Here is a 25961-nt window from a genome sequence, read left to right as displayed (position 1 = left end):
CGCTCGAACCGAACCCATGAGTATGGAGGGTGACGAGCAGGTGCTCGACCTGCTGCACGAGGCACGCAACGACGAGTTCGAGACCGTCATCAACTACCAGAGCGACGCGATCGCGCTCGCTGGCGTCGCCGCCGAGGAGGTCGCCGACAGCCTGAGCGCCGACGTCGAGGAGGAGCTCGGCCACGCCGAGGAGCTCGGCGAGCGGATCGTCCAGCTGGGCGACCAGCCGAAGGGCTCGTACGAGATCGAAATGGGCCAAGAGAGCCTCCAGCCGCCCGAGGACCCGACCGACACGCTCGCGGTGATCGACGGTGTCATCGAGGCCGAAGAGGGTGCGGTCGAGACCTACCGCGAACTCGTCACCGTCGCCGACGAGGCCGACGACCCCGTGACCGAGGACCTCGCGACGGAACTGCTCGCCGACGAGGAGGAGCATCTCACCGAGTTCGAGGGCTACCGGAAAGAGTACGACAACTGACGCGATACGACGACTGATTTTTCACACGGCGCGCGCTCGCGCTCGGTGCGAGCAATAGCGAGCATCGAGCGCGGATCGGCGTGCGAGGGATGAGCGAAGCGATGCGACCGGCGGGAGCGAGCGGAGCGAATCGGCTGGGGAGGTATGTGGGCTGTACGGTTCGTGTGGTCCCCAGGTGGTTGATATGACTACTCGCAAATCGACTCACTCGGCTGAATCGGCCAGTTCTGCTGCCAGCCCCGTGTAGTCGGCGGGCGTGAGCGCGCGCAGTTCCGCACGCGTCGTCTCGTTCACGTCGAGCTCGGCGAACAGCTCGCGGAAATCGCCGAGACCGGTGCGTCGCCCGCGGGTGAGTTCTTTCACCCGCTCGTAGGCGTCGGTGTGGCCTTCGCGGCGGAGGATCGTCTGGACTGCTTCGCCGATGACCTCGGGATTTTTCTCCAACTCCTCGCGCATCACCTGCTCGTTCGGGACGACCTTCGAGAGGCCGGCCTGAGTCTTCCGGTAGCCGATGAGGCTGTGGGCGAGCGCCGCGCCCACGTTCCGTTTGACCGTCGAGTCCGAGAGATCGCGCTGGAGCCGTGAGGTGGTGAGGGTCTCGGCGAGGAATGAGAGATCGCTGTCGGCCTTCGAGAGGTTGCCCTCGCTGTTCTCGAAGTCGATCGGGTTGACCTTGTGCGGCATCGTCGACGAACCCGTCTCGCCCGCGTCGCTCTCCTGACCGAGATAGCCATCCGAGACGTAGCGCCACATGTCCCGATCGGCGTCGAGCAGGATCGCGTTCGCACCGCGGAGTGCGTCGAACAGCGCCGCGAGATCGTCACACGGGTTGATCTGCGTGACGGGCTCAACATGGGCGAGCCCCAGCGAGCGGACGAACGACTCGGCGAACGCTCGCCAGTCGACGTCGGGATAGGCGGCGTAGTGGGCGGCATAGGTCCCGCTCGCACCGGCGAGTTTTCCCGCGAGACCGTCGGCGACGCGCTCGATGCGCTCGATCGCCCTCTCCAGCCGGCCGGCGTAGACGGCCATCTCCTTGCCGAACGTCGTCGGCGTCGCGGGCTGGCCGTGCGTGCGCGCCAGCATCGGGCTGTCGGCGTGCTCGCGCGCCATCCCCGCGAACGACTCCCGGATCGCGTCGAGTTCGGGCACCAGCACCGCCTCGACGGCGGGCTTGAGCAGCAGCCGGCGCGCGAGGTTGTTGACGTCCTCGCTCGTCAGTCCGAAGTGGACCCACGGCGCGGCGTCCGGGTCGGGGAGCCCGTCGCGGACGAAATATTCGACGGCCTTCACGTCGTGGTTGGTCGCCGAATGATCGGCGGTGCCCTCAGTTTCGATGCGCTTGATTCGCGCCGCGTCCTCCTCGGAGAACTCCTCGTAGAGTTCTCTGAGAACCTCTCGGTCGTCGGCGTCGATGTCGAGCGGAGTGGCGTCGAGCTTCGCGAGCGCGACGAGATACTCGACCTCGACGCGGACGCGAGCGCGCAGCAGGGCTGCCTCGCTCGCGTACTCGACGAGCGGTTCGGTGTAGCGTGCGTACCGACCATCGAGCGGCGACACGGACGAAAGCGGGCCGCGGTCTGTCATGCGTACGACTGACCCGAGTCCGGTGAAATGGGTGTCGAATTGCTCTGTTGATCGACAGACAGCGAAGGGGTGGGGTAGCTGAATACAACTCTTAGCGGCTCTAACCAATGATTCGACGTGACACACGATGCAAAAACATAGATTTGCGGTTGGGTTAGAATTAACAGATTTGATAAAGATCGGCGGATGGATCGGCGTATCGCTGGTGATGCCTCTCAGACCATCTGACAGAGAAAGAGCGGGCGGCGGCGTTAGCCGACCGCCCGCGAGAGGTTATGGATTATGCACTTCCGAGTCAGCTCTCGAAATTGCCCGTGCCACGTCCTTGTGTGGAGATTTTCGCCATCATCTGCCTTCAGCATCGAAAAGACGGTTTCGCTCATTGACCGCTGATTGTAGAGGTCATCGTCGATCCGGGCGTTGTGAGCCTTCTGCAACGGGGATTGCTCACAGTGCTTGATGACCGGACGCGTGGCTTCTTTCCGACACTTCTCTCGAAGCTCTTTCCACGAGTACATCTTATCCGCGAGGAGTTCCCGCAGGTCTCCGGCGTTCCGCCGGAAGACCTGCAACCCGATATGCCCGTCGTAGGCCTTCTTCGTCGTGAAATGAACGTCCCTGATCACCAACGACTCCGTGTCAACCAGAACCGTGGTTTTCATCGCCTGAAACGAGTAATCCGCCCGCTTGCGGTAATGATGGCTTGCCTGACCACGCTGGAAGCCGCTGGCATCGATTGCTCCAGTTCCCGAGAAGCCAGCCTGCTCCGCCGTTCTGCGGAGCAGGCTGCGGAGCGTCCGCATCGAGATCTCCTTCTCCCAATTGCAGAACGACGTGTGATCCGGCGACTTCTCCAACCCGAACACGTCGAGAATCCCGGGCATCTCGTTGAGATAATCTTCGAGATGACGGAGCGGCTTTCCGATGTCTTCGCGCAGAAGCAGTAACGCGATTTTGTTCCACTCAGCGTGCTCGCCGTCGCCGTCGCCGTCTTCGTCGGCGACGGCAGGCGCGTCTGGATCCTCCACGTGTTCTTTGGCAAGTTTTCGATACTTCTTCGCGCGTTGTCGTAACCGCTCCATACCGCAAGAGGGCGTCCAATTCCCCTGAACTCAACGATAGAATCGCCAGACGGAACCGGCGATCAACAGAGCATGTCGAATCACTGATCGCTCTCATGTGTTCGATTCGATTTCAAGTGTCGTATTGGCTTCTCGGGTCGTCAAATTCAGTCTCGGTCAGTAGAGCAGTTGTGACCGCACTACCTGACGACAATGAATCCCGCACAGCCCACACGCCTCCCCAGCCGATTCGCTCGCTTCCTGCGGTCGCTCACTCATCCCTCGCGCAGTGTTCGCGCTCGGTGCTCACTTCGTTCGCACACGACCGCGAGCGCGCGCCATGTGGGACGTCGAATTTCTCACGAATTTCATCGAAGGATGGCCCGTGGCCGCCGTTCTCGAATCCGAACGCACTTTGCGCACGGCGCGTCCCCTTCAGCCATGACACCGATCGCGGGACTGGCGGGTAATCGCGGCCGCAACCTCGTTCGGATCGCCGACCGCGCACCCGGCGGCGCGGAACTGAGTGTCGTTCTCACCAATGACGCCGACGCGCCGGTGCTCGACGCGGCCGCCGAGCGCGGGATTCCCACCGAGGTCGTCAAACCCGAAGATGGTGAATCCCGAGAGAGCCACGAGCGACGACTGCTCGACCGACTCGACGAGTACGACGCCGAACTGGTCTGTCTCGATGGCTACATGCGCGTGCTCACCGACGAGTTCGTCGAGGCCGCCCCGCCGGCGTTCAACGTCCATCCGTCCCTTCTCCCGGCGTTCCCGGGGATCGACGCCCACGAGCAGGTCCTGGACGCCGACGTCGACGTCACCGGCTGTACCGTCCATCTCGTCACCGAGGAGGTCGACGCTGGCCCGATCGTCACCCAGGAGCCGGTCGCGGTCTATGCCGACGACGATCCGGAATCGCTGAAGGAGCGCGTGCTCCACGAGGCCGAGTTCGCGGCCTATCCGCGCGCCGTCAGGCTGTTCGCCGAGGGAAAACTGACCATCGAAGGCGAGGGCGACGAGCGTGAGGTGCGGATCGCAGGCGATCGAAACCGTTCGTTTCCAACCCGACGCGTCCGAGGGAGCGAGCGCACGGCGGAGCTCCGCTACGGCGAGAATCCACACCAGTCGGCCGCGCTCTACGCCGACGCGGACGCGGGGGCGAGCGTCGTCGATGCGCCACAGCTGAACCCCGGTGCGAAGGCGCTCTCGTACAACAACTACAACGACGCCGACGGCGCGCTCGGGCTGGTTCGCGAGTTCGACGAGCCGGCGGCCGCAGTGATAAAGCACACCAACCCCGCGGGCTGTGCGACCGCCGACACGCTCGCGGCGGCCTACGAGGACGCACTCGCCACCGATCCGATGAGCGCGTTCGGGGGGATCGTCGCGCTGAACCGCGAGTGTGACGCGGCGACCGCCGAGCGAATCGTCGAGTCGTTCAAGGAGGTCGTCCTCGCGCCGGGCTACACCGAGGACGCACTCGCGGTGCTGCGCGGGGAGGACAACCTCCGCGTGCTCGACATCGACGGCTTCGATACCGATCCATCCTCGCTGGTCGAAAAACCGCTCGCTGGCGGGCGACTGATCCAGGAGCGTGACGAGCAGGCGATCACCCCCGAAGACCTGGAGATCGTCACCGGGCGCGAACCGAGCGACGCCCAGCTGAAGACGATGTGTTTCGCGTGGCAGGTCATCAAACACGTCAAATCGAACGCCATCGTCTTCGCCGACGGGACCGAGACCGTGGGCATCGGCATGGGACAGGTCTCACGGGTCGATGCAGTACGGCTCGCCGCGATGAAGGCCGACGAACACGCCGAGGGGAAGTCCCCTGCGGGTGCGGTGATGGCCTCGGACGCCTTTTTCCCGTTCCCAGACGGTATCGAGGCAGCCGTCGACGCGGGCGTCGAGGCGGTCGTCCAGCCCGGCGGGTCGGTCAACGACGACGACGTGATCGCGGCCGCCGACGAGGCCGGGATCGCGATGGCTCACACCGGCCAGCGCGCGTTCCGCCACGATTGAACGGGCGAGAATGGGTGAACGGAGGGACGTTCGACGATCGCGGTGTTCGGTTCTTAGCGGGGCGATTTCCGTCGGCTGATGGGCGTATCACAACCCCTAAGTGAGCACCGACCCCCCGTTCAGACAGTCACCGGCACCGCCACCTTGCGACGAGCGGTCCGGGAGTGATCATGACGAAGGGAACCAACGGAGAGACCTCCATTCCGTCCGGTCGGCCCTCCCGCCGGCGCTTTCTCGCTGCCACCGCTGCCGGCGTGACCGGTCTCGCCGGCGCCGGAAGCATCACGGGTGCACGCGCCCAGTCCCAGCCCGAGACGATCCGTCTCGGCGGCGAGACGACCGGCTGGGTCGGTCGCAAGCCCTCTGGAATTCAGGGGACGACCAACCCAACGCTCGAACTCGACATCGGGACGACCTACCGACTGACGTGGAAGAACGTCGACGGCGCACAGCACAACGTCGCCCTGCTCGATGCCGACGACGCCGTCATCGAGCGCACCCAGTACATGTCCGACGAGGGGAAGACGCAGACACTGGAGTTCACGGCGACCGAGGCGATGGACGAGTACGTCTGTCAGGCCCACCTCAACTCGATGCGCGGCGACATCACGCTGTCGAGCGAGAGCGGCACGACCGAGACGACGACGGCCGAATCGAGCGAGCCGGAGGGGTTCTTCCCGACGGGCCCGACGGTCAGGACCGATACCGTCATCGACGGCGGCATCACCGCCCCGCTCGGGCTCGAAGCCCCACCCGGCGAGCGCGACGCGTTCTTCATCGTCGATCAGATCGGCGTCATCCGTCGGTACGGAGCCGACGGCAGCGGCGGCGACGTCTTCCTCGACGTGCGCGATCAGCTCATCGATTTCGACAACCTCCCCGAGATCAAGACGATCGACGAGCGCGGGCTGCTCGGGCTGGCGTTTCATCCGAACTTCGCGGACAATCGGAAGTTCTACGTCCACTTCAGCGCCAAATCACGCCCCGGAACGCCCGGGAACTACACGCATACGCAGGTCATCGCCGAGTTCGAGGCCAACGAAGACGTGACCGGGGTGGTGGCGGACTCCCAGCGGACGGTGCTCGAAATCCCCTCGCCGTACTACACGCACAACGGCGGCGCGATCGTCTTCGGGCCCGACGACTACCTGTATATCGGCATCGGCAACGGCGGCGGCGCACTCAAATCGTCGAAACAGCCCGACGACTGGTACGGTGCGAACCTCGGCGGCAACGGCCAGGACGTCACTCAGAACCTCATGGGATCGATCCTGCGCATCGACGTCGATGGCCGCGACGGCGACAAGGCCTACGGCATCCCCGGCGACAACCCGCTCGTCGGCAAAGAGGGTCTGGACGAACACTACGCCTGGGGCTTTCGCAACCCGTGGCGCATCGGCTTCTCCGACGGCCGGTTGATGGCCGCCGACGTCGGCCAGCGCCGCTACGAGGAGGTCAACGTCGTCCGCAAGGGTGGCAACTACGGCTGGAACGTCCGCGAGGGCGGTCACTGTTTCGTCGCCACGCAGGGATCGGACCCGTATCGCGCCAACTGTCCCACGAAGACGCCGTCGAACGTCCGCGGCGGGGAGCCGCTTATCGATCCCGTGATCGAGTATCCGCACACCTACGAGACGAACGGCGTCGGCGTCGCCGTCATCGGCGGCTACATCTACCAGAACGCGACCATTCCCGGTCTTCGAAACAAGTACGTGTTCGGCGATTACAGCAAGGACGGCACGCCACGCGGATCGCTGTTCGCCGCCACGCCAGTCGAGGGCGACTCGTGGTCGGTCGAGGAGATCTCGATCGGCAACGGCGAGAACGGCGAGCTCGGTGCCTATCTCCTCTGTGTCGCCCGCGACAACGACGGCGAGCTCTACGCGCTGACGACCGACAACCTCGGCGTCGAGGGTGAGACGGGTGCCGTCCATCGTCTTCGGCCACCGGAGGCCGAGGAACGCTCGACCGCGACGACCGAGACGCCAGCTCGACCGGCGACCGCGACGGCGACTCCCGAACCGACGCCGACACCGACCGCAACGGCGACGGCAACGCCGACCGAGACGACGAACGAGTCGGACACGGCACGGACGGGCGAGAGCGGCGGTATCGTGAGCGGCGACGGGCCGGGATTCGGCATTCTCGCCGGGCTCGCCGCGATCGCGCTCGGCGTCGCACGCCTGCTGGGTGGTGACGATCGATGAGCCGCCGTGGCCGTTCGACCCCATCCCAGCACCGCGACGGTCCGACCGACGACAACGAGACATCAATGAGAACGAACGCCGCGACAGGCCGACACGCAACGACCCGCAGACGATTCCTCCGCGCGAGCGCGGCGGCCGGCGCGCTCGTCGGTGCAGGGGGGATCGCGGGTGCACAGTCCCAGCCGACGCAGATCCGCCTCGGCGGCGAGATCGGCGGCTGGAAGGGTCGCAAGCCCGAACCGATCGCCGACGAGAGCAATCCGACGCTCCAGCTCGACGCCGGCGTCGACTACCGCATCACCTGGAAGAACATCGATGGCCAGGGCCACAACATCGCGCTGCTCGACGGGAAGGGTGAGGTGCTCAAGCGCACCGAAGTGATGAACGAGCAGGGTGCGACCCAGACAATCGCATTCACCGCGCGCGAGGAGATGACCGAGTACATCTGTGAGCCACACCGAAGCTCGATGCACGGCTCGATCGCCTTCGGCGAGGAGACCGCAACCCGGACCACGACCGAGAGCGGGGGCTCGTCATCGTATTTCGGTGACGGTCCGACGGTGCGCATCGAGACGGTGACGGAGGGGACACTCACCGCACCGCTCGATTTCGGCGTCCCGCCGGGCGAGAGCGGTCGCTACTTCATTGCCGATCGCATCGGACAGGTCTACGTCCACGAGTCGGGAAGCCTGAACGAGGAGCCGTTCATCGACGTGAGCGACAAACTGACCGAGATCACTGGCGAGATGGGGCTGCTCGGGATGGCGTTTCATCCGAACTTCGCGGACAACCGGAAGTTCTACCTGCGATATAGCGCCCCCTCGCGGGAGGGGACGCCCGACGAGTTCTCGCACACCGAGGTGCTCTCCGAGTTCGAGGCGAGCGAGGACGGCTCGACGGGAAACGTCGACTCGGAACGGACGATCCTCGAAATCCCCTCGCCGTACGACACGCACAACGCCGGCGCGATCGTCTTCGGGCCCGACGACGGCTATCTCTACGTGGCGATGGGCGACGGCGGCGGCGCACACGACACCGATCTGGGTCACGTCAGCGACTGGTACGACCGCAACGAGGGTGGCAACGGCCAGGACGTCACCGAGAACCTGCTCGGTTCGATCCTGCGCATCGACGTCGACAGTCAGGAGGGCGACAAGGCCTACGGAATTCCCGACGACAACCCGCTCGTGGGGAGGGACGGACTGAACGAGCAGTTCGCGTGGGGGTTCCGTAACCCGTGGCGGATGGGCTTTTCCGACGGGAAGCTGTTCACCTCCGACGTCGGCCAGAACGGGTTCGAGGAGATCGATATCGTCGAGAAGAACAAGAACTACGGGTGGAACGTCCGTGAGGGGACTCATTGTTTCAAACCCGGTCCCGAGGGCAGTCGCAACCCGCCCGAGAACTGCCCGAGCAAGCTCCCGTCGGACGTGCGCGGCGGCGAACAGCTCATCGATCCCGTGATCGAGTATCCACACAGCGCCGACGGGCAGGGTGTCGGTTCGGCAGCCATGGGGGGCTATCTCTACCAGCGCGACGCGATCCCCGAGCTCCAGGGCGACTACGTCTTCGGCGACTTCCGCAAATCGAAGGAGACCGAGACGCCGACGGGATCGCTGCTGGCAGCCACGCCTGCCGAGGACGACGGTCTCTGGGACATCGCGGAGCTCTCGGTCGAGAACACCGACAGCGGGTTCGTCGGCGGCTACATCCTCGCGATGGGCCGCGACAACGACGACCGACTCTACGTGTTGACGACTGCGAATCCGGGCAGCGAGGCGACCGGCGCGGTCCATCGTATCGTGCCACCCCAGTCCCAGGGAGCGACCGCGACCGGCAACGCGACCGCCCCGAACGGCTCGGCGACAACCCTGAATGCGACGGCCACCACGAACACGACGGCCGCCGGGACGACCGGGGTCGGCCGGACAGACGCCACGACATCGTCGACTGACGGGACGAGCCCACGGACGGCGACCGAGGGGACGCAGGCGGGCGGCGAAGGCGGCGTGTCGGCGGGGACGAGCAGCGACTCCGGCCCCGGGTTCGGCGTCCTGGCGGCGCTGTCCGGGTTGACGATCGGTGCGGCCCGGTTGCTGTCCGGACGCGAAGAGTAGAATTTTTACAGCGCGTCGCGCTCGAACGCCGTTTCGACTTCGATATCGAGCAGGTCGGTCAGCGTTGGCGCGACCGTCCGTGCGTCCACGTCGTCGGGCACCGAGTCGGGAGCGGCGGGACCACCCAGCCCGTAGAACCCGTCGACGTCGGCGCGGCCGTGCGAGCCGCCGACCTTCGAGGCATCGAGCGAGACGAGCCCCTCGTCGCCGAAGAACAGTTCGACGGGATCGAAGCCGGGTTTCGCGTGGATGTCCATGTCGCGGGCGTAGTACGGCGCGTTCGCGTCGTCGAACCACCAGTAATACTGGAACCAGCCCGATCGCTCGGCGACGCAGACGAGGTCGCCGGCGTTCGGATGGGCGACACCGTACTCCTCCTTCCCGTCCTCGCCGAGCACGCGTTCGACGCCATCGAGCCCGGTGAGCGCCTCACGTGCCTCGTCGACGACGTCCTCGTCGGCGTAGACGTGCGCAACTTGGTGGTCGACCAGCGCGAACGCCCGCGAGTTCGGCAGGTCGATCTCCTTGCCACCCTCGCCGTCGTCCTGGACCGAGAGCAATCCCGCTTCGCGCAGCGCGCGGTTCGGGAACACGGGTGTGTCGACGTCGTGGAACCCGTACTCGCTGACGACGTTCACTGCTGTTTCACCCCAGCGCTCGTCAGCGCGCAGGAAGTCGAGGAAGTCTCCGACGAGCTCGTCGGCGACGCCGATCGCCTCGCGGAGTTCGTCGCTGCTCGCGCCGTGGGCCAGACCTGCATAATCGAGATACGGGATGTAGATCCAGAGCAGGTCGGGATCGTGGCGGTCGATGGCCTCCCGAGCGGCGTCGAGGATCCAGGCTGTCGATTCCTCGTTCGCGCCGGGACCCCAGTAGGTGTGCAGCGGGAAGTGACCGTACTCGGCTTCGAGCTCGTCGTAAAAGCCGTCGGGGTTGGTCCAGCAGTTCATCTCCAGGATGTTGTTCTCCTCGTCCTCGATCGGCGAGGGCGTGAGCGCGACGTCCGCCGTCGTCCCGACGAGATGCTGGAAACAGAGCACCCCGGTGGTGAGCCCCGCCTCACTTGCGCTCTCCCAGAGGCGATCCCGGCTCTCGGTGTCGCGCTCCCAGAGCGCCGCCGTGTCGTCCTCCCGATCATATTCGCCGTTGGCCACGTCGCCGTGATTCTCTGGCGATTGACCCGTGGCGAGTGTGCTCTGGACGGGCAGCGTCACGGCCGGAAACGGCGACTGGAGATCCGCACGCGCGCCGTCGGCCACGAGGTCGGCGATGTTCGGCGCGAGCCCGGACTCGACGTGCTCGCGTTCGAGCCCGATCACGTCGAGGACGATCGCCCGTCCCGCGTCACCGTCAGTCATCGTCCTCCATGCCGGCCGCAGTCGGCTGTGCAACGTGCACTTCGACGTACTCTTCGAGCATCCCGAACTGTTTCGAGAGGCCGTGTTCGTCGACGCCGAGCGGCGCTTTGAAGAAGGAGGCGAGCTGCGGTTGGAGGCCGCTCTCGCCCTGTTCGTCGGCGAACGCGAGCAAGCGCGCGAGATCGAGCACGAGCGGCGCGGCGAGCGCCGAATCGGAGCCCTCCCAGGTGAACTGGAGTTTCATGTCGGTGTCGAGAAAGCCACGGAAACGGATGTCGTCCCACGCGGTCTTCCAGTCGCCGAGCGCGGGCGTGTAGTCGATTCGGACCCGGTTGTGGAGGTCCTCGTCGAGGATGCCATCGAGCACGCCACCCTTACTCGCCAACTTTCCAGCTTTGTTCGCGTCGTCTTCGAGCACCTCGCCGTCCTTGTTTCCGAGGATGTTGTGACCCTCCCACGAGCGCACGCGGAGGTTTCGCCCGGCGAACATCGGCGCGAGCGTGGATTTCATCAGCGTCTCGCCCGTCTTGCCGTCCTTGCCCATGTGCGGGACGCCCTCGCGGTCGGCCAGCTCGCGCAATCCACCGAGCGCGTTCGCGGCGTTCGGCGTGAAATTCACGAACGGATGGCCGCCGGCAAGCGCGGCGTAGGCGTACAGCGAGCTCGCCGGCAGCGGTTCGTCCTCGTCGAGCGCGCGCTCGATGGCCTCGATCGAGTCGTACTTCTCGGGGTCGGCCGGCAACGGTTCGGAGGAGGCGACGTTGATCACGACGACCCTGTCCAGATCGTTGTCTTCGCGGAACCTCTCGTAGTCGTCTTGGATGTCCCCGACGATCGCCCGTAGCGAGAGCGATTCGTCGGTGCCCCCGTCGGCGAGTTCCTCGACCGCCTGCCCGCAGTTGCGTGCCGTGCCGGTCTCGATGCGCTCGTCGATCACGGCGAGATCGTCACGAACGGCGTCGAGCGTCGCGCGATCGGGAATGCCGTTGCGCTCCGCGAGGCGCTCGGCGGTCTCGACGACGCTGCCGTCCTGGACGTCGTGACCGCCGAAAACGAGCGAGTCGACCTCCGGGAGATCGAGGTTCGCACACGGCGCGCGCTCGGTGACCATCCCCGTCGTGTCGGTCGCGCCGTGGGCGATGGCGCGTGCACCGATCATCGCCGTCGTGGCGACGTTCCCGCGTGCGCCGACGAGCCAGACGCCGATGCTCGCGCTCATCGCGACCACCCGACCGTCGTGGCGCTCGATCGTTCATTCTGACTCGATTGCGATTCGATCCCCTGTTTTCCGATCGGCTCGGAAGTCCGTCGCTGCATCCTCTCAAACCACGATTCCGAGACACACCTACTTTGTGATGTCGGCACCGAACTGTCCGATCGTTGGACGGATGGATTTGAAGGATAGTCGATCAAATTCTTGTATCAGCCGATACCGATGCGACGAATCCTGACTCAAATGAGAACCGCAACAGCCCACATACCTCCCCAGCCGATTCGCTCACTCGCTACGCTCGTTCGCTCATCCCTCGCGCAGTGTTCGCGCTCGGTGCTCGCTTCGCTCGCACACGAGCGCGAGCGCGCGCCAACCGTCGCAATCGGGGGTCGGATCACGACCCGAGAATGTACGATCAGTACATAGTAGTGCGTCCGGCACCCACTCGCGGACATGGAGATCATCGATCCGCACATGCACATGGTCTCGCGCTCGGCCGACGACTACGCACGGGCGCGTCGGGCCGGCATCGAGTGCTGCATCGAACCCGCGTTCTGGAGCGGTACGGACAAACGGCACGCGGGCTCGTTTTTCGACTACTTCGAGCAGATCATCGACTTCGAGACCGCGCGCGCCGAGCGCGCCGGCGGGATGGATCACTATGTAACGATCGGCCTCGAACCGAAGGAGTCGAACTACCGCGAGATGGCCGAGGAGGTCCTCGATCGCCTGCCGGAGTATCTCGACCGCGAGAACGTCGTCGGCCTCGGCGAGATCGGGTTCGATCAGGGTACCGACGACGAGGAGTGGGCCTTCCGAACCCAGTTGCGGATGGCCGAGGAGCGCGAGCTCCCCGTCATCATCCATACACCTCACACGGACAAACCCGAAGGTACCGAGCGCATCGTCGACATCATCGAAGACGAGGGCGTCACCCAGGAGCGCATCGTCATCGACCACAACACCGCAGAGACGATCGAGACCTCCCTCACCACGGACTGCTGGGTCGGGTTCACGCTCTACCCCGGCAAGATCGAGGACGAGGCGGCCATCGACCTCCTCGAAGAGTACGGCACCGACAAGATGCTGTTCAACAGCGCCGCCGACTGGGACCCCTCTGACCCGCTCGCGGTCCCCAAGGCGCGCGACAAGATGCTCGATCGTGGCTGGGATCGCGAGGACGTGAAGAAGGTCGTCTTCGACAACCCCTACGAGTTCTTCGACCAGTCGCCGAACTTCACCTACGAGCGATGAAGTTCGGCTTCTCCGCGAACGCCTTTCGCGAGTATGACGCAGGCGAGGCGATCGAAATCATCGCCGACGCGGGCTACGACGGCATCGAACTGCTGTTCGACGAGCCCCATCTCTACCCGCCCGACGCGAGCGAGGACGATATCGAGGAGATCAGGCAAGCCCTCGACACGAACGATCTCGCCATCGGCAACTGCAACGCGTTCATGCTGACGGCCATCGAGGGGTTCCACCATCCCTCCTACATCGAACCGGACACGGACTACCGCCAGAAGCGCATCGATTACACGAAAGCCGCCCTCCGAACGGCGGCCGCACTCGACCACGACTACATCTCGATCGAACCCGGTGGCCCCATCCCGGAGGAAAAATCCCGCGAGTGGGCGGTCGAGACATTTGTCGAAAGCCTCGAAGCAGTCCTCCCGGCCGCCGAGGAGGCGAGGGTGGATTTGCACGTCGAACCCGAACCGGACCTCCTCATCGAGACCTCGGAGGAGTTCCTGGAGTTCGCCGAGCGTATCGACCATCCCCGGATTCGCTGCAACTTCGACGCTGGCCACCTGTTCAGCGTCGGCGAGGATCCAATCGAAGCGTTCGACCGGCTCGCAGAGTACGTCGATCACGTTCATCTTGAGGACATCCCCGAGAATCGCCGCCACGAACACACTCAGCTCGGCGACGGCGCGCTACCGATCGGCGAGTTCCTCAGTGCGCTCGATTCGCGAGAGTACGACGGGTTCGTGACGGTCGAGCTCTACCCGTACGAGGAGACGGCGGCCGAGACCGCCCGCGAGGCGATGGCCTACCTCGAAGACGGTGGGTGGGTCTGAGGGAGCCGCCCGCGAGGCCGACTCGCGCGGGAAACTCGCGGCCTATGCGGCGCTGGTGCGCGTTCCGAACCTCTTCAGCGCCCCACCGGACGTCCTGCTCGGTGGCGCGCTCGTCGCCGCCACAGGAACGACGGTTTCGATACCTGCACTCGCCGGGCTCGCGGTCGCGTCGATGCTGCTGTACGCCGGTGGTACGACGCTGAACGACTACTTCGACGCGGCGATCGATGCGCGCGAGCGCCCGGAACGACCGATCCCATCGGGCAGGATTCCACGGCGGACGGCGGGCGCGCTCGGCGCGGCGCTGCTGATCGGTGGTGTTCTCGTCGCGCTCGTAGCCGCCGGACCACGGGCCGGCCTGTTCGCGGCGGCGCTTGCGACCGTCATCGCGCTCTACGACGGTGTTCTCAAAGGAAGTCCCGCCGGATTTCTCGCGATGGGTAGCGCGCGCGGGCTCGACGTACTGCTCGGGACGGCGGCGGGGACGACGGCAGCGACAGCCGCGCTCCCCGCGTGGGCGCTCGCGATTCCGGTCGTTATCACGCTGTATATCGCTGCCGTGACGTACATGGCCGACAACGAGGCGACGACGACCGAGCGCGGTGCGGTCGCGGCGGCGGCCGCCGGCGTGTTGCTGGCCGTTCTCGGCGTGCTCGCGGCGGTCGTGACGACCGGGCCGTCGCTCGTCCGGACCGCGTTCGCGGTCGGACTCATCGGTGGCTTCCTGGTCTGGACTGGGCGCGCGCTCGGGCCGGCGTACGCGACTCCTCGTCCGGATACCGTCGGCCCGGCGGTCGGGACCTGCATCCTCGCGCTCGTGGTGCTCGATGCGGCGTTCGCGGCGCTCGCGGGTGTCGAGTGGGCACTCGCCGTCCTCGTCTTTCTCGTTCCCGCGGTCGGCCTCTCCCGTCTGTTCGACGTCTCGTAACGTCGTCGGAAGGTGTTTCGGGAGGCCGGCCCTGCCTTCGTCATGGTCGAACTGGCATTTTCGACGAACGCCTACACGCGCCACGCGCTGCCGGACGCGGTCGAACGCATCGCCGACCACGGCTACGCCGGCGTCGAGATTCTGGGCGATGAACCGCACGCCTACTTCCCCGATTTCGGCGAGGACGATCGAGAAGAGCTGTCGAACACGCTCGACAGCACCGGGCTGGCCGTTTCGAACATCAACGCGAACACTGCGACGGGCTACTACGACGATGCACCGCCGTCGTCCTTTTTCGACCCGAGCGTCGTCACCGCCGACAACGAGGAGAGGGAGTGGCGCATCGACTACACGAAGCGAGCCATCGATCTCGCCGCCGAGGTCGGCGCGCCGGCGGTCTGTCTGGCCACCGGTCGCCCGCTGCCCGGCAATCCACCGGAGCAGGCTTACGAGTACCTGCTCGACTCGCTCGGGACGATCTGTGAATACGCCGCCGAGCACGACGTCGAGGTGGGGATCGAATACGAACCCGAACTGCTCGTCGAGTGCACAGAAGAGGTCCTGGAACTGATCGAGGACGTCGACCACGACACGCTCGGTGTCAACCTCGACGTCGGCCACGCGGCCGTCTACGGGGAAGACCCTGCGGAGACGATCCGGCGGTGTGCGGGCCACATCACGGGCGTCCATCTGGAGGATATCGTTGGCGGCGTGCGCGGCAAACACTACCATCGCATCCCCGGCGAGGGCGACCTCGATTTCCGGGCGATCTTCGACGCGCTCGACGGGATCGGCTACGAGGGATTCGCCACGCTCGAACTCTACACCTATCCCGACGAACCGGACAGAGCCGCCAGCGAGGCCCACGAGGCGCTGTCGTCGTACTGCTGAGCCTCGTCACGTTGCGACGGAAAACAGCCTGTCGTAGTGAACACTGTTTTCCATATCGGTTCCAGCCGTCGTGCGAGCGGTGAACGGGAACGTCCGATACGCTCAAACCACGGCCCCACCGGTGTCAGATATGGAGTTCCACGAGGCGGCAAACTTCCTCTTCGACCTGCGTCGGTATCCGCCCCGCCCGGGCCTGGACGCCACCGACGACCTGCTCTCCGTTCTCGACGATCCACACGAGGGGATCGCGTTCGTCCAGATCGCCGGTTCCAATGGCAAGGGGAGCACGGCCAGGATGGTCGCATCGGTGCTCCGGGAAGCGGGGCTCGACGTCGGTCTCTACACCTCGCCGCATCTCGATTCCGTCCGCGAGCGCGTCCGTGTCGACGGCCGCATGATCACCGAGAGCGCGCTCGCCGAGTACGTCGCAACGATCCGCCCTTATGTCCTGGAGCGGGCCGCCGACGGCGATGCACCCACGTTCTTCGAGGTGCTCACTGGGATGGCACTCTGGGAGTTCCGCCGCCAGTCGGTCGACGTCGCCGTACTCGAAGTCGGTCTCGGCGGGCGCTACGACGCGACCAGCGTCGTCGATCCGGTAGCGAGTGCGATCACCAGCGTCACGCTCGAACACACCGACATGCTCGGCGACACGGTTGGAGAGATCGGCCGCGACATGGCCACCGTCGCGCCCCGCGAAAACGATATCGTGACCGCCGCAACCGGCGACGCGCGCGCGGCGATCGATGAGAGCGCCGGCGACGCCGTGACGGTCGGTACGGACGGCGACGTCTCGGTAACGCACGAGGGCCGAACGGGCATCGAGAACGCTATCCGTCTCTCTGGTGCGGACTGGACCGTCGAGACCCAACTCTCCCTGCTTGGAGCTCACCAGGCCGAGAACGCTGGCATCGCGGCGGCGCTCGCCCGACAGGTCACCGACGAGTTCGATGTCGAGTGTGACGAGGAAACGCTCGCGCGCGGCCTGCGCGCGGCCTACTGGCCCGGTCGGTTCGAAGTTCTCGAACGTGATCCGCTGGTCGTGCTCGACGGCGCACACAATCCCGGCGCGTGTGAGCGCCTCGCCGACACGCTCGACGAGTTCGACTTCGAGAACCTTCATCTCGTGTTCGGCGCGCTCGCGGACAAGGACCACCGGGGAATGGTCGACGCGCTGCCGACACCCGAGCACGTCGTCGCCTGCCGCCCGGATGTCCCGCGCGCCGAGGACAACGCGGTTCTCGCGGAGGTGTTCGACGACAGTCACGTCGAGACCAGCAGCGACGTCACCGACGCGCTCCAGACCGCCCTGGAGGCCGCCGAGCCGAACGACTGCGTGCTCGTCTGCGGTTCACTTTATGTCGTCCGCGAGGCACGGACGCGTTGGAGTCGCCTCGACGTCCCCAAGGAGATCGACGGGCTCGACGACGCCCGGCGCGCGATCAAGGGTACCCACGTGACCGACGCGGGGGCCTATCGGATGCGCGGCAAGGCCGTCCATCGAGCGCTGAAGACCCGCGTGCGCCCGCGACAGGCACAGTATCTCAAGGAAGAACTGCTCTCGCTCGGCGGCGAGTGTTCCATCTCGGGGCTCAACGATCAGGACGAGGAGTCGCTCGACGTGCTCATGCTCGCCACGCTCGCGCAGTTCAAACGTCTCACCGAGAAACTCGCCGGCCAGCCCTACGGGTTGGCACCGCTTGCCGACGACATCCGTGAGGCACTCTCGATCGGTGTCAGTTCGGAAAAGCACGGCTACCCCTGGGAAGAAGGGACGGCGGTGATGGGCATTCTGAACGTGACGCCCGACAGCTTCCACGACGGCGGCGAGTTCGATACCACGGAGGCGGCAGTCCAGCAGGCAGAGGCGATGGTCGACGAAGGCGTCGACATCATCGACGTGGGTGGCGAGAGCACCCGCCCCGGTGCGGAACCCGTCTCGGACGAGGAGGAGTGCGAGCGCGTGGTACCCGTCATCGAGCGCATCGCCGAACTCGACGCCCTGGTCTCGATCGACACCCGAAAGGCGGCGGTCGCGCGCGCGGCGCTCGATGCCGGCGCGGACATCATCAACGACGTCACGGGGCTCGATGATCCGGAGATGCGGTTCGTCGCCGCCGACTACGACTGCCCGCTCGTCGTGATGCACAGCATCGACGCGCCCGTCGATCCCGATTCGACCCCCGAATACGACGACGTGGTCGGGGACACGATCCGTGAACTGCGCGAGCGCGTGCTGCTCGCCGAGAAGGCGGGTCTCGATCGCGAGCAGATCATCGTCGATCCTGGCATCGGCTTCGGCAAAAGCAAGCGGGAGAACTTCGCGATCCTCGACCGTCTAGCCGAGTTCCGCGCGCTCGACTGCCCGATCCTGTTCGGCCACTCGCACAAGTCGATGTTCGATCTCGTCGGCAGCGAGGCGGGCGAACGCCTGTCGGCGACGGTGGCCGCGAGCGCGCTGGCCGCCGAGCGCGGTGCGGACATCGTCCGCGTCCACGACGTCGCCGAGAGCGTCGCCGCCGTCGGCGTCAGCAAGGCAGCGAACGCACCGAACGAATTCGATGGCTCACATCATTAGGCTGCCGTTGCGGAACTACGCGTCGCGGTCGTGGTTGCGGTCGCCGTCGCCGTTTGCGTTGCTGTCGTCGTGCGTTCCGCTGTTGGCTCCGCCGTCTGACTCGTCGGTTCTGCTGTCTGACTCGTCGTCTCGGTAGTCGCAGCCGTCGCTGACGAGTCAGTCGGAGTTGGCGTTGATGTCTCGGCCGCGGTAGCTGTCGGAGTTTGAGTTGCGGTTGGCGTCGAAGTCGGCGTCGCGGTCGACGTTTCCGTCGGAGAAGGGGTTTCGGTCGGCGACTCGGTGGTTGGTTCGTCGGTCGGGGTTTCGGTCGATGATTCGGTGGGTTCGCTCGCGCGTTGGGTATCCGTCTCCGGCGGTGGCGTGTCGGTCGGCGTCGGCGTTTCGGTCGCCTCCGCTGTCGGCGCGTCCGTGGCCGTCGCTGTTGAGGTCGTGGTCGTCGCAGAACTCGTCGCGGTTTGGGTTTCGGCTTCGGTCGTCGGTTCGTCGGTCGTCGTTTGGGAGGTCGTCTCCGTCGCACTCTGGGCAGCCGATTCCGGCGGTGGCGGCGCATCGGGTGGCGTCGACGTTGCGGTCGTAGTCGGGGTCTCCGTTGGCGTCGAGGCCGACGTTTCGGTCGGGGTGGCCGTCGTGGTCGTCGGCTCCGGCGTTGGCGTGTCGGTTGCCGTCGGCGTCGCAGTCGTCGTTTCAGTGGGTGTTTCCGTCTCGGTTTCGGTCGGCGTCGGGGTTTCCGTATCGGTCGGTGTCGGCGTGTCCGTTGGCGTGTCGGTTGCCGTCGGTGTGTCAGTGGCTGTTTGTGTGTCGGTTGGTGTGGCTGTCGTTGTCGATGTTTCAACGGTCGTCGCGGTCGGCTGGGCGGTCGTCGCCGTGGCGTTCGTGGTGGTCGCCGCGGTCGTCGTGTTGTTCCCCGGGGCGGCGACGCCAGCGCGGTCAGCGTCGTCCGGGCCGCTCGGAGTGCCGCCGAGATAGTCGGTGACGAGAAAGCCCACGCCCGCCAGCAGGACGAGCACGACCACGACGCCGACGGCCGGCGCTAACCACTTCTCGACGTTCGAGAGCTCCTCGCGGTCGAGCAACCCCGAATCCGATTTCGGTCCCGGTTCGATCACGGTCGCCGTCGATAGGGACCGTTGCCTTATCTGTCTTCTCCGTTCGTTTACTGGTACTCTGCTGACGAGTTTTCCGTGAGAACAGGTGTGCACCGCCGTGACCCGAAGGGATTTGCGCCCGACTGCGGAACCGAACGGCATGCGATCGATCGAACGGTATCTCAACGTCCGTAGCGCCTACGGCGCGAGCTTTTCGCCCGCCGGCGATCTCGCCTTCCTGTTCGACGCGACGGGCACGCCACAGGTCTGGTCGCTCTCCGAACCCGGTCGATGGCCGGACCAGCGCACCTTCTTCGACGAGCGCGTTACTGCCGCCGCGTTCTCGCCCGAGCGTGAGGAGCTGATCTTCGGCATGGACGAGGGCGGCAACGAGCGCGCACAGCTCTTCCGACTCGCTCCGGACGGCGAGATCCAGGCGCTCACCGACGAGCCCGACGCCAAACATCGCTGGGGCGGCTGGAGTCACGACGGCGAACGTTTCGCCTTCGCCGCCAACCGACGCGACAAATCCGTTTTCGACGTCTACACGCAGGGACGCACCGAGACCGGTGACGACGCCACGCGCGTCCACGAGGGCGACGGCTGGCTCACGGTTGCGGGGTTCTCGCCGAGCGACGACCGACTGCTCGTGAGCGAATCGCAGTCGAGCTTCGACCAGGATCTTCACGTGCTCGATCTCGACACTCAGGAGATCGAACACGTCACACCACACGACGGTGACGTGCGATTTCTCGATCCGGCCTGGAATCCGAGCGGCGACGCGCTCTATCTCGTAACTGACCGCGAGTCCGACACGCTCTCGCTCGCCAAACTCGATCTCGCCACCGCCGATCTCGAAATCGTGGCCGACGGCGACGGCTGGAACGTCGAGGGAGTCACGCTCGACGAGGACACCGGCCGACTGGCGTACGCACGCAACGTCGATGGTTACACCGAGCTCACCGTTGGCCGACTCACCGACGGCGGGATCGAGGAGTTCCCAGCGCCCGATCTCCCGGAGGGCGTCGCCGGCGGCATCGCCTTCGACGCCGACGCCGGGCGCTTCGCCGTCACTGTCACCGGTCGCCGCGAGAACACGAACGTCCACGTCGTCGACGTCGAGACGGGCGAGAGCGAGCGCTGGACGAACGCTTCGACTGCGGGTCTCGCTCGCGAATCGTTCCGTACGCCGGAACTCGTCCGGTACGAGAGTTTCGACGGCCGTGAGATTCCAGCCTTCTTCTCGCTGCCGGCGGACGCCGAGGAGGGCGCAACGCCGGTCGTCGTCGACATTCATGGAGGTCCCGAGAGCCAGCGCCGGCCCTCGTTCAGCCCCGTCACGCAGTACCTGCTCTCGGCGGGCTACGCGGTCTTCGAGCCGAACGTGCGCGGCTCGACAGGCTACGGGAAGGCTTACACGCATCTCGACGACCGGGACAAGCGGATGGATTCGGTCGCGGACATCGAGCGCGGCGTCGCCTGGCTCCACGAGCAGCCGGCCGTCGATCCCGAGCGCATCGCGGTGATGGGCGGTTCGTACGGTGGGTTCATGACGCTCGCGTCGCTCACCGAGTATCCCGATCTGTGGGCGGCCGGCGTGGATATCGTCGGCATCGCGGATTTCACGACCTTCCTGGAGAACACCGGCTCCTGGCGGCGTGCGCTGCGCGAGGCCGAATACGGCTCGCTGGAGGATGACCGCGAACTCCTCGAATCGATCAGTCCGCTCAACAGCATCGATCGCATCGACGCGCCGCTGTTCGTCCTGCACGGCGAGAACGACCCACGGGTGCCCGTCGGCGAGGCCGAGCAGGTCGCCGCGCGCGTCGGCGAGCGCGTTCCCGTCGAAACACTGATCTTCGACGACGAAGGTCACGGCATCGTCAAGCGCGACAACCGCATCGAAGCCTACACCGCGATCGCCGACTTCCTCGCCGAGCACGTCTGACGGGTCCACAGGGCACGAATGAAATCGCGGAAAACGGCGTGAAACGTGTTCACAGGGCGGTGAACGAACCTCCGTTTTTATTGTGAGTCGACGTCGTGTGGTGATATGAACGAGGCCGAACGGTCCGAACAGTGGGTGACGGACCAGCTCGACCGGCTGGAGGAGGTCTATGGCTCCGCGCCGGTCCACCAACTCGGCTGGACCGTCCCCTCGGCGCGCTACGAGCGAGCGGCTGACGCCGACGGGATCGAGCGAGCAGTCGCGGGCGTTCACGTGACCAACGACGCCGACGAGGTCCTCTTGATCCGCGACGGTCACGACGAGTGGGCCTGTCCGCGCGGGCCCGTCGAACCCGGCGAATCGCTCGAATCGGGCGCGAAGCGAAACGTCCGCGAAGCGACCGGTATCGACTGTTCGATCGATGCCGTCGAGCGCATCACCATCGTCGGCATCGGTGACGAGACCGACCGCGAGCGCCCGCAGGTGTACTGTCTCGTCGTGCGGTTCGTCGGCTCATCGGGTCCCGACGAGCGCGTCGAATGTGGCGAGAGCCCCGTTCGCTGGCGCAGCAGCCGGCCGACCGATCGTCTCGACGCCGGCGTGCTGGCCATCTGATACTGTCGGACGGAGCTGATCGGAAATCGTAAGGTGAAATGTCACTCGTTGCAGTAGATTTTCGCAATCTGAACTTCACGTACTTCCGTCCGACAGTATGAGCAGGGAGACAGATACATACTCGCCGAGGGCCAACCCGCGAGTGATGTTCCGGTGGTTGTTCCGGACGCTCGGGTGGCTGCTGTCGCTCCTCGTCCGGCTCGCGTTCGTGGTCGCCGTCGTCGTCTTCGCCGCCAGCATCGCGTTTGGCGGTCTCCCGGTCGACGGCGGCGTCGGCGATCTGCTCGGCGATCTCGGTGTGCCAGCCGACGTGGGCGACATCGGTGCACTCGGTGCTGCCGACAACGACAGCGCCAGCGGCGTCGGCGGTATCGGTAGCATCGTCGACGATGAAGCCGATGGGTCGGGTGGAACGGCCGGTGCGGGCACGAACGCGTCGACGGTCTCGGCATCGGAGACGAGCGAGCTCAACGGCACCGAACTCGAATATCTCGTTCATCGAAACGTCAACGAGGAGCGCGCCGAGCGCGGCAAGTCGAACCTGTCGTTCGACACCGATCTCCGGCCGGTCGCGCGCTATCACAGCACCGACATGGCCAATCGGAGCTACTTCTCGCACGTGGGCCCCGACGGCGAGACGCTCGCCGATCGCTACCAGCGCTTCGACTACCAGTGTCGCGTCAAGACGGGCACCCTTCGGTACGCGACCGGCGGCGAGAACATCCTCTACACCTACTACGACGCACCGGTCTCGATGGACAATCGCACGGTGCAGTACGATTCCCAGGAGGAGCTCGCCCGCGGCATCGTCAACGGCTGGATGAACTCGACGAGCCACCGGAAGAACCTGCTCAAACCCTACTGGGAGAACGAGGCCATCGGAGTTCACATCGAGCAGATCGACGGCCGGACGCGCGTCTACGCGACCCAGAACTTCTGTTGAGCAAGCAAAAACGGTATGTGGGCCGCGCGTGGACTTCCGGTATGGTCGCTCGTTCGACGTGGTTGATCCTCGCCGGTGTCGCCTTGCTCTTCCTGCCAGTACCACCCATTCTGAGCGCCGTTGCCGGTGTCGGCGTCATCATCGCGGGCGTGGCACTCCGATTCGTCGGTGACGACGACAACTGATGGAGATCTACTGATCCGGCCGCTCGTGATCGCTCCAGAACCGTTCGAGCTGTGATTTGATATAAAAATACAAGTGGCTAGTTTTCCACCCAATAGATATATTAGTGAAAGCACAAAGATAGAGTATGATAGATTTTGATCCTTTTGAGAAACCCCTTCGGGAGGTAGAGATGGATGATTTGGACGGGTTAGCTGAAAATAATATCTCTGAAGGGATGTATATGGAATACAAACGGAGCCTCCCTAGTACGCAAAGTCTTGCCAAGGTAATCGCTTCATTCGCAAATACTCATGGCGGATTTTTTCTCATTGGAGTTGCAGAAGAGGAATTAACGAATATCGCCTCGGGCCAAATCGGTGTGAATATCCAGGAGAACCCAGATCCAAAAGAAACAGTCCGGAATATCGTTAGAGATCATCTCAACCCTTCCCCAGACTTTGCGACCCGAGTGATTCAAAGGGATGATTATAAAAATTACGCTTTGCTTTTAATGGAAATTCCGAAAAGTAGAGATACACCACATATTCACAGTAGTGGCAAAATATACACTCGAACTGGGGAAGGTTCTGATCCAATAGAAGCCACAACAGATCGATGGTCTGTCAACAAACTATATCAGAGGCATGAGGAGTGGAAAAATCAGGTAGATGAGTTTTGTCAAACATCTCTAAATTTGACACGTGGACAGGCAGGAACAGCAGACGATTTTTCAGATGGATGGCCATTTCTGGAATTGTATGTAGTTCCCTCTACCCTTGGAGAACCACTATGTACAGAAATACTCGAAGATATCGACCTCTTCAAGTCAATTCTTAGCGAATCTGGGGTTTATCTTCCTAGTTTTGAGCTAGACGATGACAGTAGCTCATTCGAAATTTCTTCTGGACGCGAATATAATGCTTACCGAGCCAGTAACGATGCAGTGGTTGCGCAGAGCTTCAATATTGATGAATATGGAGAAATTAACCCAGCAATGACCCCAGAATCAGTCAAATTTTTCGATGATGGTGGGTTGAAAGTTCTGCTCAATGTTCCTCAAACCCGTGTACCAGATAACCCGGGTAGATCCTGGCAGCTGTTCCTGCAAAAGATTGGTCGCGTCGGAAAATCGTTCAGAACCGTCTGGGCAGTCGCTGAAACGAAGTCGTAGCTGACTCCTCGAAGGAATGGGGACTGTTTGATGAACGTGAACGAGTCCCCGATTGAGGTTACGGTCACGATCCACTTCGTTCTGACTATTGACCCAACTGAACAGTACCCACTTGCCGCCTTCGCGGAGTTTCTGACCGAGCAGCGTCTCGAATCGACGCTGCTCGAAGCAATCATCGAGAGCCTCAACGACGTACTCGTTGAGGCGTACTGTGGCGAAAAACACGCACAGGGAAACGGAACCAACCGATTCCAACGCTCGACAACGAAGATTCGCACAGCGGTTACTACCGTCGGCGAGCACGAGTTCTCCCTTGGCTACGTCAAAGACACTGCGGCAACTGACGACGAGAACGCTCATTTCCGCCCCATCGAACAATTCGTCGATTTCAACGGAAAGAAGCGATATCAGCAGGATATCGCTGCGCGAACAGTCGATCTTGCGACGGCTCTCTCCTACCGTGACGCAGCCTCACATGCTGAGGACCTCGAAAGGACGCCCTCGAAGGACACCATCCGCGACCGCGTGACCGAGTGCGGCAGGAAACTCACAGAGTTCGTTTCCAGCCGCATTGCCGGGTCTGAAGCTGAAACCGTCATCCCTGACGGAACCAACTGCTACAGTCAGGACGAGGACCGTGAGTACCACGACGTACGAGTAACGCTCGCAGAAGACACCGAAACAGCGTCACGATCAGTGCTTGATGTCTCGGTGAACACTCCCTGGAGTGAGATTGCGGATACTCTGGATACTGCTGAGGCGATCACTGACGACGCGAAAGTCGTCAGTGACGCCGAAAAGAGCCTTGTTGGGGCCTTTCAAACAGACACACGCGATCATCAACTCGATTTGTCTCACGTTCCGCGCACACTTGGCTACAAGCTGTGGGACGACGGTGCGCTCTCATTGGAGGACCGTAACGAGATCATTTCGGAGGTCTCTGGAGAGTTGTTCCACCTGAAGAACTCCGTCGAGAAACATCGTCCGCAAGAGGAGTATTCGGCGATCCGCGAGCGGATCGCCCGAACGAAAGAGCGTATAGAGAAGACAGCATGGCAGTTAGAGCAACTCTCTTCGCTGAAAGCAGCATCGTACCTTCGTAGTGGACTGGATTCGATGGTGACGTTTGCTGAGGACGCGATAGACGGGTTCGAGGTGCCGTGGACCTCGAACCCTGTCGAACGAGCAATGGGTGAGGTAGCCAAGCGATGCAAGCGTGACTGGATGCAGTGGAGCGAAGAAGGGTTAGATACGCTGTTGCAGTTGTCTCTCACGAAATACGCCAATCCCGAATACTACCGCGAGTTCTTCGATGAGTTCCTCCAGCGGTCAACTCACGAAAAGATACGATGTAGCGTGTCGGTCACAACGAACGGAGGTGAACTCTGAACGGTTTTCCGACGCGACCAAAAGATTGATGGGAACTCAGAAAATATTCGATTTCTTGATGGAGAGGAGCTTGTACTCGCAATACACACCGTACTGAATTCGTACTTGAGGGTTTTAG

At 64.0% G+C, this 25961-nt stretch carries 20 protein-coding genes; 15 read left to right on the top strand and 5 right to left on the bottom strand.

The window, feature by feature from the left end:
- Positions 1-16: 16 nt before the first annotated feature.
- Positions 17-478 carry a ferritin-like domain-containing protein gene (locus MUK72_RS09715; protein ID WP_244699523.1) on the top strand — a complete coding sequence of 154 codons (462 nt, stop codon included), beginning with the start codon at positions 17-19 and terminating at the stop codon, positions 476-478.
- Between the two features lie 204 nt (positions 479-682).
- Here the strand turns inward: MUK72_RS09715 and purB are convergent, their stop codons facing one another.
- Both purB and MUK72_RS09705 read right to left on the bottom strand, forming a co-directional pair.
- Positions 683-2065, bottom strand: coding sequence for an adenylosuccinate lyase (gene purB / locus MUK72_RS09710; protein ID WP_244699521.1), 1383 nt, complete (start codon positions 2063-2065; stop codon positions 683-685).
- A 251-nt stretch (positions 2066-2316) separates the two neighbouring features.
- On the bottom strand, positions 2317-3147 hold the full coding sequence (locus MUK72_RS09705) for an IS5 family transposase (protein WP_244699519.1): 831 nt from the start codon (positions 3145-3147) through the stop codon (positions 2317-2319).
- 420 nt (positions 3148-3567) lie between these two features.
- Here MUK72_RS09705 and purH point away from each other — a divergent pair, with 420 nt between their 5' ends.
- The 3 genes from purH (at position 3568) to MUK72_RS09690 (ending at position 9478) form a co-directional block, all read left to right on the top strand.
- Positions 3568-5154: a bifunctional phosphoribosylaminoimidazolecarboxamide formyltransferase/IMP cyclohydrolase gene (gene purH, locus MUK72_RS09700; protein ID WP_244699517.1), complete on the top strand. Its 1587-nt coding sequence runs from the start codon at positions 3568-3570 to the stop codon at positions 5152-5154.
- Between the two features lie 170 nt (positions 5155-5324).
- Positions 5325-7361, top strand: a complete 2037-nt coding sequence (locus MUK72_RS09695) for a PQQ-dependent sugar dehydrogenase (RefSeq protein ID WP_244699515.1) — start codon at positions 5325-5327, stop codon at positions 7359-7361.
- A complete protein-coding gene (locus tag MUK72_RS09690) occupies positions 7358-9478 on the top strand; it encodes a PQQ-dependent sugar dehydrogenase (protein WP_244699513.1) in 2121 nt (706 codons plus the stop codon). Before MUK72_RS09695 ends, MUK72_RS09690 begins: the two co-directional genes overlap by 4 nt.
- Before the next feature lie 5 nt (positions 9479-9483).
- On the opposite strand, the gene MUK72_RS09685 is transcribed toward MUK72_RS09690, so the two are convergent.
- Positions 9484-10836 carry an alkaline phosphatase family protein gene (locus MUK72_RS09685; protein ID WP_244699511.1) on the bottom strand — a complete coding sequence of 451 codons (1353 nt, stop codon included), beginning with the start codon at positions 10834-10836 and terminating at the stop codon, positions 9484-9486.
- A complete protein-coding gene (locus MUK72_RS09680; RefSeq protein WP_244699509.1) occupies positions 10829-12055 on the bottom strand; it encodes an inositol-3-phosphate synthase in 1227 nt (408 codons plus the stop codon). The genes MUK72_RS09685 and MUK72_RS09680 overlap by 8 nt, the downstream gene beginning before the upstream one ends.
- Before the next feature lie 447 nt (positions 12056-12502).
- On the opposite strand from MUK72_RS09680, the gene MUK72_RS09675 reads away from it, so the two are divergent.
- The 5 genes from MUK72_RS09675 to folP all read left to right on the top strand — a co-directional run bounded on the left by MUK72_RS09675 (position 12503) and on the right by folP (position 18527).
- Positions 12503-13303, top strand: a complete 801-nt coding sequence (locus MUK72_RS09675) for a TatD family hydrolase (protein ID WP_244699507.1) — start codon at positions 12503-12505, stop codon at positions 13301-13303.
- A complete protein-coding gene (locus tag MUK72_RS09670; RefSeq protein ID WP_244699505.1) occupies positions 13300-14130 on the top strand; it encodes a sugar phosphate isomerase/epimerase family protein in 831 nt (276 codons plus the stop codon). Before MUK72_RS09675 ends, MUK72_RS09670 begins: the two co-directional genes overlap by 4 nt.
- Positions 14117-15058, top strand: coding sequence for a UbiA family prenyltransferase (locus tag MUK72_RS09665; protein WP_244699503.1), 942 nt, complete (start codon positions 14117-14119; stop codon positions 15056-15058). The genes MUK72_RS09670 and MUK72_RS09665 overlap by 14 nt, the downstream gene beginning before the upstream one ends.
- A 42-nt stretch (positions 15059-15100) precedes the next feature.
- Complete coding sequence (locus tag MUK72_RS09660) at positions 15101-15949, top strand: sugar phosphate isomerase/epimerase family protein (RefSeq protein WP_244699501.1); 849 nt, start codon at positions 15101-15103, stop codon at positions 15947-15949.
- Between the two features lie 130 nt (positions 15950-16079).
- Entirely contained in the window at positions 16080-18527 is a 2448-nt protein-coding gene (gene folP / locus MUK72_RS09655) for a dihydropteroate synthase (RefSeq protein ID WP_244699499.1), read from the top strand.
- Here folP and MUK72_RS09650 read toward each other — a convergent pair.
- Complete coding sequence (locus MUK72_RS09650) at positions 18524-19633, bottom strand: AAA family ATPase (protein WP_244699497.1); 1110 nt, start codon at positions 19631-19633, stop codon at positions 18524-18526. The two genes, folP and MUK72_RS09650, sit on opposite strands and share 4 nt — an antisense overlap.
- 139 nt (positions 19634-19772) lie before the next feature.
- Between MUK72_RS09650 and MUK72_RS09645 the strand changes: the two genes are divergently transcribed.
- From MUK72_RS09645 to MUK72_RS09620, 6 genes are all read left to right on the top strand, one after another.
- Positions 19773-21560 (top strand): S9 family peptidase, encoded by a 1788-nt coding sequence (locus MUK72_RS09645; protein WP_244699495.1) that lies wholly within the window; start codon positions 19773-19775, stop codon positions 21558-21560.
- Between the two features lie 105 nt (positions 21561-21665).
- The gene (locus MUK72_RS09640; protein WP_244699493.1) at positions 21666-22175 is read left to right on the top strand and encodes an NUDIX domain-containing protein; all 510 of its coding nucleotides are present in this window, start codon (positions 21666-21668) and stop codon (positions 22173-22175) included.
- A 145-nt stretch (positions 22176-22320) separates the two neighbouring features.
- On the top strand, positions 22321-23118 hold the full coding sequence (locus MUK72_RS09635; RefSeq protein WP_244699491.1) for a CAP domain-containing protein: 798 nt from the start codon (positions 22321-22323) through the stop codon (positions 23116-23118).
- A 41-nt stretch (positions 23119-23159) separates the two neighbouring features.
- A complete protein-coding gene (locus MUK72_RS09630) occupies positions 23160-23303 on the top strand; it encodes a hypothetical protein (protein ID WP_049916054.1) in 144 nt (47 codons plus the stop codon).
- Positions 23304-23428: 125 nt separating this feature from the next.
- Complete coding sequence (locus MUK72_RS09625; RefSeq protein WP_244699489.1) at positions 23429-24454, top strand: AlbA family DNA-binding domain-containing protein; 1026 nt, start codon at positions 23429-23431, stop codon at positions 24452-24454.
- Between the two features lie 51 nt (positions 24455-24505).
- On the top strand, positions 24506-25843 hold the full coding sequence (locus MUK72_RS09620) for an ISH6 family transposase (protein WP_425311083.1): 1338 nt from the start codon (positions 24506-24508) through the stop codon (positions 25841-25843).
- Positions 25844-25961 lie beyond the last annotated feature (118 nt).

The organism is Halococcus dombrowskii, from assembly GCF_022870485.1.
GTDB classification, from domain to species: Archaea; Halobacteriota; Halobacteria; order Halobacteriales; family Halococcaceae; genus Halococcus; species Halococcus morrhuae.
Note: the sequence above shows the minus strand (reverse complement) of the source record. Positions and strands in the feature narration are given on the sequence as shown.

What these genes read in the sequence shown, in the direction of transcription:
- MUK72_RS09715 (WP_244699523.1), top strand. Translation starts at nt 17, where the DNA reads ATGAGTATGGAGGGTGACGAGCAGGTGCTCGACCTGCTGCACGAGGCA.
- purB (WP_244699521.1), bottom strand. Translation starts at nt 2,065, where the DNA reads ATGACAGACCGCGGCCCGCTTTCGTCCGTGTCGCCGCTCGATGGTCGG.
- MUK72_RS09705 (WP_244699519.1), bottom strand. Translation starts at nt 3,147, where the DNA reads ATGGAGCGGTTACGACAACGCGCGAAGAAGTATCGAAAACTTGCCAAA.
- purH (WP_244699517.1), top strand. Translation starts at nt 3,568, where the DNA reads ATGACACCGATCGCGGGACTGGCGGGTAATCGCGGCCGCAACCTCGTT.
- MUK72_RS09695 (WP_244699515.1), top strand. Translation starts at nt 5,325, where the DNA reads ATGACGAAGGGAACCAACGGAGAGACCTCCATTCCGTCCGGTCGGCCC.
- MUK72_RS09690 (WP_244699513.1), top strand. Translation starts at nt 7,358, where the DNA reads ATGAGCCGCCGTGGCCGTTCGACCCCATCCCAGCACCGCGACGGTCCG.
- MUK72_RS09685 (WP_244699511.1), bottom strand. Translation starts at nt 10,836, where the DNA reads ATGACTGACGGTGACGCGGGACGGGCGATCGTCCTCGACGTGATCGGG.
- MUK72_RS09680 (WP_244699509.1), bottom strand. Translation starts at nt 12,055, where the DNA reads ATGAGCGCGAGCATCGGCGTCTGGCTCGTCGGCGCACGCGGGAACGTC.
- MUK72_RS09675 (WP_244699507.1), top strand. Translation starts at nt 12,503, where the DNA reads ATGGAGATCATCGATCCGCACATGCACATGGTCTCGCGCTCGGCCGAC.
- MUK72_RS09670 (WP_244699505.1), top strand. Translation starts at nt 13,300, where the DNA reads ATGAAGTTCGGCTTCTCCGCGAACGCCTTTCGCGAGTATGACGCAGGC.
- MUK72_RS09660 (WP_244699501.1), top strand. Translation starts at nt 15,101, where the DNA reads ATGGTCGAACTGGCATTTTCGACGAACGCCTACACGCGCCACGCGCTG.
- folP (WP_244699499.1), top strand. Translation starts at nt 16,080, where the DNA reads ATGGAGTTCCACGAGGCGGCAAACTTCCTCTTCGACCTGCGTCGGTAT.
- MUK72_RS09645 (WP_244699495.1), top strand. Translation starts at nt 19,773, where the DNA reads ATGCGATCGATCGAACGGTATCTCAACGTCCGTAGCGCCTACGGCGCG.
- MUK72_RS09640 (WP_244699493.1), top strand. Translation starts at nt 21,666, where the DNA reads ATGAACGAGGCCGAACGGTCCGAACAGTGGGTGACGGACCAGCTCGAC.
- MUK72_RS09635 (WP_244699491.1), top strand. Translation starts at nt 22,321, where the DNA reads ATGTTCCGGTGGTTGTTCCGGACGCTCGGGTGGCTGCTGTCGCTCCTC.
- MUK72_RS09630 (WP_049916054.1), top strand. Translation starts at nt 23,160, where the DNA reads ATGGTCGCTCGTTCGACGTGGTTGATCCTCGCCGGTGTCGCCTTGCTC.
- MUK72_RS09625 (WP_244699489.1), top strand. Translation starts at nt 23,429, where the DNA reads ATGATAGATTTTGATCCTTTTGAGAAACCCCTTCGGGAGGTAGAGATG.